This window comes from Nitrospiria bacterium, from assembly GCA_036397255.1.
In the GTDB taxonomy this organism is placed as follows: Bacteria; Nitrospirota; Nitrospiria; order DASWJH01; family DASWJH01; genus DASWJH01.
The window spans coordinates 65,370-75,230 of the sequence record DASWJH010000087.1 but is presented as its reverse complement, the minus strand read 5'-3'; the positions used below and the strand labels follow the sequence as shown (position 1 = coordinate 75,230).

General features: G+C 46.3%; 6 protein-coding genes. 1 reads left to right on the top strand and 5 read right to left on the bottom strand.

Features of this window, described 5'->3' with window-relative positions:
• Window positions 1–135 precede the first annotated feature (135 nt).
• A complete protein-coding gene (locus VGB26_11815; protein HEX9758461.1) occupies window positions 136–1,062 on the bottom strand; it encodes a hypothetical protein in 927 nt (308 codons plus the stop codon).
• A 280-nt stretch (window positions 1,063–1,342) separates the two neighbouring features.
• The gene (locus VGB26_11810; GenBank protein HEX9758460.1) at window positions 1,343–2,107 is read right to left on the bottom strand and encodes a tetratricopeptide repeat protein; all 765 of its coding nucleotides are present in this window, start codon (window positions 2,105–2,107) and stop codon (window positions 1,343–1,345) included.
• A 136-nt stretch (window positions 2,108–2,243) separates the two neighbouring features.
• Between VGB26_11810 and VGB26_11805 the strand changes: the two genes are divergently transcribed.
• Window positions 2,244–2,948 (top strand): hypothetical protein, encoded by a 705-nt coding sequence (locus tag VGB26_11805; GenBank protein ID HEX9758459.1) that lies wholly within the window; start codon window positions 2,244–2,246, stop codon window positions 2,946–2,948.
• 17 nt (window positions 2,949–2,965) lie between these two features.
• Here the strand turns inward: VGB26_11805 and VGB26_11800 are convergent, their stop codons facing one another.
• From VGB26_11800 to VGB26_11790, 3 genes are read right to left on the bottom strand one after another with little or no spacing between them, the layout of a single operon-like run.
• Complete coding sequence (locus VGB26_11800) at window positions 2,966–4,441, bottom strand: glutamate synthase subunit beta (GenBank protein HEX9758458.1); 1,476 nt, start codon at window positions 4,439–4,441, stop codon at window positions 2,966–2,968.
• Window positions 4,431–8,981 (bottom strand): glutamate synthase large subunit, encoded by a 4,551-nt coding sequence (gltB, locus tag VGB26_11795; protein HEX9758457.1) that lies wholly within the window; start codon window positions 8,979–8,981, stop codon window positions 4,431–4,433. Before gltB ends, VGB26_11800 begins: the two co-directional genes overlap by 11 nt.
• Entirely contained in the window at window positions 8,968–9,819 is an 852-nt protein-coding gene (locus tag VGB26_11790) for a helix-turn-helix domain-containing protein (GenBank protein ID HEX9758456.1), read from the bottom strand. The genes gltB and VGB26_11790 overlap by 14 nt, the downstream gene beginning before the upstream one ends.
• Window positions 9,820–9,861: the final 42 nt, after the last annotated feature.

Genomic DNA, 9,861 nt, shown 5'->3' with positions numbered 1-9,861 from the left:
CGATCACGCTTGAAGTGGCTGCTTGGCAGCAACGACGCAACACCGACCGTTGCGGCATCGCATGGAGCTTCACTCGCCAAGATGCGGATCTGAAACTGGGTCAGCATTATGTTTCTTAATTAACGTGTCATTATACTAGGTTTTTGTTGGAAGTGCCTCCCAAGTCCCTGTATCCCCCAAACAGGAAATTAAACCTGGAGCATTGTTGGGTCTAGACACTTTAAAAGACCCTCCGATTTTATTGGGTTCCAGGGTCCCCGTAAAATGAATATCTACCCCTGATAAAACTAAAATATTTAAATCATCCATTGCCTGGGCTTTTATCGAAATTTGATCATTGGAAATCGTTTCGGTGAATGGCTGAAGTTTTATTTTTGAGCAAGGGATAGGAGTAGGTGAAAGGGTTAAAAAACCATCCACTTCAACTTCGTTCAGGGGTGTTTGGGGTGTGACTGAAATAAATTTGAATGCCATGTTCAGGATGCTTAGACTATTTTGATTAGACCAGGTTCCCTCCCATTCCCCCAGGATATTCAGGGGAGGACCAAAAAGGTTGTTAAACGATTCTGCAGGTGGAATCGAATTCGTTACACTCCATGTTCCTTTATTTCCATCGCAAATTCCACCCCCTATAATCTCAAACGTTCCTGTGATCTGGTTCCCCCCCACAGTACCCACCAAATGGATATCTCCAATAGAATTTAGGTAAGGAAGGTTTATTTTAATTTCTTCGCCTGTTACCCTTTGGTCAGAAAAAGTGATTGGGGTATCCTTAAAACAATTATTGTTTTTGAGGGCAATATCCCCTGAAATTTCAACGGCACCATTAGGAGTTCTGCCATTTTGGGTTTTTGAAAAAATTACGGCCCGATTCACATTGATGTTTAGCGCTGTGGTAATGCCTGTTGCTTTATTAAATACCTGTCCATTCCAATCCCCGAATAGGTTAGCGGGTTTAGCCGCGGAACCTTCTCCTTGATTGACGTTGGGATCCCCTCCACCTTCACTCCCGCAACCTGTCAGAAATCCAAAAATTATAAACAAAATTAATAGTTTAGGCATTGGAAACCTTTTATCCCCCGGTAAAAACGATATTCCATTTTAACCTTTTCTTTATCACAATTGCATAATTATTTATTAAGTTATCTAGGGTCTCCTCGTATGGGTATACCTCTTATACTAACAAAAACATGGGTATGCCGCACAAAAAAATGGGGTGAAATTGTATGTTTTTTAAAAAGGAAAGATCTGGGATAAAAGGTGGGGTGTAGGTAAAAAAAATGAAATGAATGATTCCCTTAAATTAAAATCGGTTTAGAAAATTTTTTATGCTCTCTTTTTTCTAAATTTGTGCTTTCATTTTTCTGAGTCTTTCACGGTTTTCTTGAAGCTTGGGAAGATGATATTTTTCATCAATTCGGATCACTTCGGTGAGAACTTCAATCGCTTGGGTTTTATTTCCCAGATCTTCATAGGCTGATACCATATGATAGAGTGCCGAGGCTCGGCCCATTTCGTAGCCTATTTTTTTTGCAAGGTTCAGAGAGTCCTGGCACGCTCCTAATGAAAGGTCTGGTTTTTTCATGAGTAAATAGGTTTTTCCGATACTTGCCAGAATAGAGGACTCCCGGATAGCATCGGACGTTCTTCTGGAATGTTGTATTCCGGTTTTAAAGAAGGAGAGAGCTTCTTCAAATCTTTTTTGATCCCGTGTCAGAAGGCCCAAGTTTTGATACAGCGTGGAGAGACCCTGACTGTCTCCCAAACGCTCCAAAATGTCCTTTCCTTCTAAATAGTAAGCCTCTCCCCGTTCCCTATTTCCCGCATCCGCGTGGAGGTTTCCCATATTGACTAAGGTTCTACCAATTCCCCACTCATCCTCCAGATCCGAATAGATGCTGAGGATTTCTTTGTAGCATAGGGTCGCTTCCTCCAGTTTTCCCAATGAACCATAGACATTTCCCAAATTTCCCAATGTGGTGGCAATTTCTCGGGGACGGTTAGCGTCACGGTAGACCTTTAATGCCTTTTGATAATACGTAAGGGCCTCACTGAGATTCCCCTTTTGAAAAAATTCATTCCCTTTTTGATTCCATAGATCTTGCATAAAGGTTTCCCTTAATAAAAAACTTTTTAAAGTTAAATTGAAATAGGATTCAATGTCAATGTTCCCATGATTATTTGGCGTTGACGTTATGAGGGTCTTAAGCGTATGTTCAGCGATAGAAAGATTTATTTCAAAAATGATGAGATCCCTTAAAAAATTTCCATTGTTTCTTTTGGTCATTCTAACCCTTCCTTTAGGGGTGCCTCAAGGGTCTTTGTCAGATGAGCCGATTTCAAGAAGTTTTGGAAAGCTCTCTTTGGGAATGACCTTATCAGATTTGACCGCCAAGGTTAGAATTCAGATGATTGAGGATACGGTAGAACTTTTGGAGGAAGAGAAATTTTATTATGTTCCATCTGTTTCCGCAAGGCCGGGGATCGAGGGGGTTTACTGTCTTTTTTACCGTGACAGGCTTTATCAAATTGTGATTCAGTATAATGCCAGTTATACGGACAAGATCCGGTGGAAGGATTTTGTTTCCGATCACCTTCAACGATACGGGAAGGCGTCCAAAGAAAAAGAAGGGGAAATTCCTATTGGTTCCGTTTTGGAAAAAATGGCTCCCTTTGCAGTCAAAGCCATCAAATTGAATGGGTTTTTAAAATTGAATCGGGCAATGGTGTGGAACGATTCATCTACGTCTTTGGGCGCTTTTGAGGGAAAGGTTTCATTTGTGGGGAAAAAATTTTTTCATGGGCCACCCCCAGTTCATCCCAACAATGAACAGAAGGTGGAAACCCATTATAATGTGATTTTCAGTGACAACGCAGCATTTATGAAGGTTCCCAAGAAAAAGGTTTTACCTAAGGAGAAAGAAAGTGAAGAACATTCTCAGATTTAATAATGGAAAGGGGTGAGCTAAATTGAGGCGCGATGATTTATTAGGGCCGCGGTGGATGCGGGTTCTTTTTTTCGGAGGTACTGGTCAATTCCTTGTGCAGCGTCCCTTCCCTCACGAATCGCCCAAACGATAAGGGATGCCCCTCGTTTCATATCACCTGCCGCAAAAACGCCTTCCACACTGCTCATGTAATTATCATCCACGGAAACATTCCCTCGGGTATCCAATTGGACCTGAAGATCCGCCAAGAGTCCTTCTTTGAGCGGGCCAGTAAACCCCATGGCCAGCAGGACCAAATCCACATCCATATCCAGCTCAGTACCCGGTATTTCCTCAAAACCAAATCGGCCATTTGCACTTTGTTTCATCTCCACCTGGATGGCATGGAGCTTTTTCACCTGTCCGTTTTTCCCTGAAAAAGCTTTCGTGGAAATGCTCCATTGCCGATCGCAGCCTTCCTCATGGGCATGGGAGGAGCGAAGCTGCATGGGCCAAAGCGGCCAGGGTGTGGATTCCGCCCGGGTGGGCGGGGGCTCCGGTAAAAGTTCAAACTGATGAACTTCAATGGCTCCCTGGCGGTGGGCAGTTCCCAGGCAGTCTGATCCCGTATCTCCCCCACCAATGATCACTACACGTTTTCCTTTGGCTGAAATAATTGTCTCTGGCGGAATGGCGTCTCCCGCGTTTCTCTTATTCTGTTGTGTTAGAAACGCCATTGCCATATGAACCCCATTGAGGTCACGTCCGGGAATATCCAAATTTCTTCCTGCCATGGCTCCTCCGGCCAAACAGATTGCATCGAATTGATTGCGGAGGTCTTCTACGGATAGGTCTTTTCCCACCTCTATCTTGGTTTTAAATTCCACCCCTTCGGCTTCCATTTGTTCAAGGCGGCGGTCAATGACCCATTTTTCCATCTTAAAATCGGGGATGCCATAGCGCAGCAGTCCCCCAATTCGATCGTCTTTCTCAAAAACAGTGACGTTATGGCCCCATCGGGCCAATTGTTGTGCCGCCGCTAAACCTGCGGGTCCTGACCCAATAATGGCAACCTTCTTACCCGTGTTCTCCTCAGCTAACACAGGGGAAACCCATCCCTCATCAAAACCGCGATCGATAATGTTCCATTCCACCACGCGAATGGAAACCGGGTCATCAATGAGTCCAAGGACGCAGGCTGTTTCACAGGGGGCTGGACACAGTCTTCCCGTAAATTCTGGAAAATTATTGGTTAAATGAAGCCTCTTCAAGGCATCTTGCCACCGGCCTTGAAAGACCAGGTCATTCCAATCGGGAATCATATTTTGAACCGGGCAGCCGGTGTCTCCTTGGCAGAAGGGAATCCCACAGTCCATGCATCTGGCTCCCTGGGCTTTTAGGGCTTCTTCTGGAAAGGGCTGGTAGAATTCATTCCAGTCTTTAATGCGATTTTCGACTGGGCGTCTTTCTGGCCCCTCCCGCTTAAATTTTAAAAATCCTTTATTATCCCCCATGAAGCGCTGTTTCCTTTTTTGAAGTGGTTTTCTTTTGAAGTTTCCGTTGCTGAAGAACCCTTTTGTATTCCACAGGCATCACCCTCAAAAATTTAGGCAAGGTGGCACTCCATTCATCCAAAACTTTTTTTGCTTTTCGGCTTCCGGTGTATTGTTGGTGACGCTCAATCAGACTCCGTAAAAGGGTCTGGTCTGCCGGATCTTTAACCGGTTCTAATTCCACCATACTGAGATTGCACTGATGTTTAAAAATCCCATTTTCGTCAAGTACAAAAGCAACCCCACCGCTCATTCCTGCGGCAAAGTTCCGGCCGGTTTTTCCTAAAACCACCACCACACCCCCTGTCATATATTCACAACCGTGGTCTCCAACGCCTTCTACCACTGCCTGGACACCTGAATTTCGAACGGCAAACCGCTCCCCTGCCATCCCATAAAAATAGCCTTCACCGGCAATGGCCCCATACAGTGCAACGTTACCAATTATGATGGTTTCCTCGGGGGGGAAGTTGGAGCCTTTTTGGGGATAGACCACAATGCGGCCTCCCGACATCCCTTTTCCCAAATAATCATTACTTTCCCCTTCTAATGTAAAGGTGACACCATTTACCAACCATGCTCCAAAGCTCTGCCCGGCGGTTCCTTTAAATTTAAAATGGATGGTGTTGGGTGGAAGCCCTTCCATTCCATATTTTTTAGCAATTTTACCGGAGAGGAGTCCCCCAACGGTTCGGTAGATATTTCGGATGGGAAGGGAGATTTCCACCGGTTCCTTATATTCAATTGCGGGTTTTGCCAATTCAATTAGCTTGTGATCCAAAGCGGTTTTTAAACCATGGTCTTGTTTTTCGACACAGTGCCGTGGGTATTCAGGGGGTGCCGAGGGAAGAGCCAGGATTAGGCTTAAATCCAGACCCTTCCCTTTCCAGTGATCGATGGCTTTTTGGGGTTTAATCTTATCGACTCGCCCGATCATTTCGGCCATGGTTTTAAATCCTAAAAGGGCCATGAATTCCCGCACTTCCTCCGCCAAAAAGAAGAAATAGTTGACCACATGCTCAGGTTGTCCGGCGAATTTTTTCCGTAAAGCGGGATCTTGGGTGGCCACCCCAACAGGACAGGTGTTTAGATGGCATTTTCGCATCATGATGCACCCTTCCACAATCAATGGGGCGGTGGAAAAACCAAATTCTTCGGCCCCCAATAGTGCTGCGATGATAACATCCCGGCCTGTTTTCATTTGGCCGTCTGTTTCAATTTTTACACGGCCCCTCAGGTTATTGAGGACGAGGGTTTGCTGGGTTTCGGCCAAGCCCAGCTCCCAAGGGACCCCGGCATGCTTGATGGAGCTCAGGGGAGAAGCCCCTGTTCCCCCCGAATCTCCGGAAATTAAGATTTTATCCGCATGGGCCTTTGCCACTCCCGCCGCAACCGTTCCCACGCCAACCTCCGAAACCAACTTGACGGAAATATCCGCTTCAGGGTTTGCATTTTTGAGGTCGTAAATTAATTGGGCCAGGTCTTCGATGGAATAGATGTCGTGATGGGGAGGAGGGGAGATCAACTGAACCCCGGGGGTGGAATACCTCAATCGGGCAATACTTTCATCCACCTTGTGTCCAGGGAGCTGCCCACCTTCTCCCGGTTTGGCCCCTTGCGCCATTTTAATCTGCAGTTCTTTTGCATTCACCAGGTATTGGGTGGTGACACCGAACCGAGCAGAGGCCACCTGTTTGATAGCGCTGTTTTTGGAATCTCCGTTGGGCAAGGGAATATACCGCTCGGGATCTTCTCCCCCTTCACCGGTATTGCTCTTTCCCCCTATTCGGTTCATGGCCACGGCCAATGTTTCGTGGGCCTCTTTACTTAAAGCACCATAGGACATGGCACCGGTGGTGAACCGCTTCACAATTTCGGTTGCGGGTTCAACCTCTTCGATTGGAATCGGCGTCCCTGTTCTGAACTCGAAAAGACCACGAATGTTGGACCGAACCTGGCTTTCATCATTGACCAATTCGCTAAATTTTTTGTAGGTTTTATATTCATTGGTTTTGGTGGCGTGTTGGAGGTTCATAATGGTTTGAGGGTTCCAATTATGATGTTCTCCTTGAATTCGGTAGTGATATTCTCCGCCATATTCTAATTGATGCATGGGGCCGGTTTGATAGGCAATGGCGTGACGCCGGAGCGCTTCTTCGCCCAATGTTTCAATTCCAATCCCTCCGATGCGGGAGGGGGTGCCGGTAAAATATCGGGCAATCAAATCAGAGTTTAGTCCGATGGCTTCAAAGATTTGTGCTCCGCAATAACTTTGAACGGTTGAAATTCCCATTTTTGAAAAAATTTTAAGAAGCCCTTTATTGATGGCTTTAATATATTTGGTTTCTGCTGTGGTTTCATCAATGGCTTCCGGAAGGTAACCATCACGAACCATATCCGTTAAGGTTTCGAAGGCCAGGTAGGGGTTAACAGACCCGGCGCCATACCCGATCAAGCAGGCAAAATGATGGACCTCCCGTGGTTCTCCGCTTTCCATGATAAGTCCCACTTCGGTTCGGGTACATTCTCGGATGAGATGGTGGTGGACCGTGGAAATTCCAAGCAGGCTGGGAATCGGGGCCCATTCCGAATTGACCCCTCGGTCGCTGAGGATAACAAATTTGTAATCTTCTTCGATGGCTTCTGACACTTGAGTGCATAGATTTTCCAGGGCAGAGGCCAGTCCTCGGGGTCCCCTTGCTACTGGAAACAAAAGGGACAAGGTTTTTGTTTTAAAATGTCCATCGGCAATGGTCCGGATTTTTTCTAAATCCGCATTGGTGAGTATGGGTTGAGGAACCTTAATCCTCCGGCAGGACTCAGGTGTTTCGCTGAGAAGATTGGCTTTTGGCCCGATATTGGTAGCCAGGGACATGACCAATTGTTCCCGAATCGGGTCAATGGGGGGGTTCGTCACCTGGGCAAACAATTGTTTAAAATATTTAAACAGAGGTTGGGGATGAGCAGATAACACAGCCAATGGGGTATCGTTTCCCATGGACCCGGTGGCTTCCTCTCCGGTTACGGCCATAGGGGTCATTAACATTTTCAAATCTTCAATGGTGTAACCGAATGCCTGTTGGCGTTCACGAAGGGTGACGTGATCGGGTTGAAGAACATTAAAGGGTTCCGGGAGGTCTTCGATGTTGATCCGCTTGGAGGCCACCCAATCCCGGTAAGGTTTTCGGGAGGCCATCTTGTTTTTGATTTCTTCGTCGTAAATAATCCGTCCTTGGGAAGTGTCCACCAGGAACATCTTTCCGGGCTGAAGCCGTCCTTTGGTGAGAACCTCTTCGGGCCGAAAATTTAAAACCCCAGCCTCAGATGACATAACCACAAAATCGTCATGGGTGACCACATATCTTCCGGGGCGAAGCCCGTTTCGGTCCAAGGCAGCCCCGATAACCTTTCCGTCGGTAAACAAGACCGCTGCGGGACCATCCCAGGGCTCCATCATGGCGGCGTGGTATTCATAAAATCCCCGCAGGTCCAAATCCATATCGGCGTTTCCGGACCAGGCTTCGGGAATCAACATCATCATGGCGTGGGGAAGAGAGCGGCCTCCCATCACCAGAAATTCCAGGGCATTGTCAAAGCAGGCCGAATCACTTTCTCCCTCACCAATAATTGGAAATAATTTTTCAATATCTTCCCCAAAGAGATCTGAGGATAAACGTCCCTGGCGGGCCCGCATCCAATTGATATTTCCCTTTAGGGTGTTGATTTCCCCGTTATGGCAAATATACCGGTAGGGATGAGCCCTTGGCCAGGTGGGAAAGGTATTGGTGGAGAATCGGGAGTGAACCAATGCCAATGAACTGATTACGGTCTGATCAGCAAGGTCTGGATAAAAGAGGGGCATCTGTTCGGGAAGAAGGAGTCCCTTGTAAACCAGGGTATTGCAGGAGAGGCTAGGAATGTAAAAAGATTCACGATCCGAAATGGCGGATTCGTGAATGGCCTTTTCCACTCTCCTTCGAATAACATATAATTTCCTCTCAAATTGTGATTCGCTCAGGATATCCCGTTCAATGAAAATCTGCCGGATAGCAGGCATACATTTTTTGGCCACCGCTCCAATTTGATCTTCTTTAGCAGGAACATCTCTCCACCCCAATAGCCGTTGCCCCTCTTCCCGGATGACCCGTTCCATTAAGGCCTCACAGTGAAGACGTTGGCCAGGTTCCTGGGGTAAAAAGACCATTCCCACTCCATATTCCCCTGATTCAGGGAGACGAATCCCCAAATCACCGCAAGTCCGCTTCAGGAATTCGTGGGGAACCTGTATCTGGATTCCCGCACCATCGCCCGTACAGGGATCACACCCCACGGCGCCCCGGTGAGCTAGATTTCTAAGCACTTCAAGACCCTGCTCCACGATTTTGTGGGTTTTGTTGCCTTTTACATTTGCCACAAAACCGATTCCACATGCATCGTGCTCATTTTGGGGGTCATACAAACCTTGTTTTGGAGGTAAACCTTGGTAGTTAGGTGATGCCATCAGATCTTCTTGCTCCTGAGACAGGATATAGGGTTTCTGTTTTTTCTTCATCTTGGAATACATTCCGGAGCATTACATAATTTTCCCCGAATGTTTGGATCAGCTCTTTTTCAAAACGTCTTATGATTTTAGTAATATAGACATCGTGTTTGACATAGTCTTCGGCCAGGGCCACAAAACCTTTGTTTTGACTCCATGCCCCTTCCGTGGATCCATCTTGTCCGATGGTTCCCATGAGGACCTGAAAAGAGTCCACCACCAGAACAAATCCTCTTCCTCCCTGTTCGGTAAAAAGTCTATCCTCTATGGGGTGATGGTAAACTTGTCCCACCCTTTTTTTGGGAATGCCAAAATGGACTAACGCAATCTGAACCCCCCGTTCCTGGGCTTTTTGTAAGGGGTTTTCCAACACATCGAGTTCTTCCGCCCACAGGGAAGCCAGGATGACTTTTTTGGTAGATTCTATCATCCGGTGGGCCTTATTGACAAGATGGTCATAATCTGAAATGTTCCAAATGTGGCCGAATTCTTGGGCATTATTGAGCTTGTGAAAATCTTTTTTAAGCGAACCGACTAATCCTTTCATGTTGGTCAGGTAATGATTTAAAACTTCGTCCGGATTCATGGGAATATAATGTTTGGTTTTGGCCTGATCATCCTCCAAGGGAAAAATGAGTTGTTTTTCAAGGAGTTTGCCTAACACTTCGTAAATTTTTGAGGTGGGGATCCCGGACACCTTGGCAATCTCATAGGCAGTGGAAGGTTTTTCTTTTGTTAAGGCAATATAAGCCTTTGCTTCATACCCTGAAAGCCCCAGTTCAGATAGTTTTGAAACCATGTTTTTCAACGACTCACCACCTTTTTGATTCTTTATGTTCTA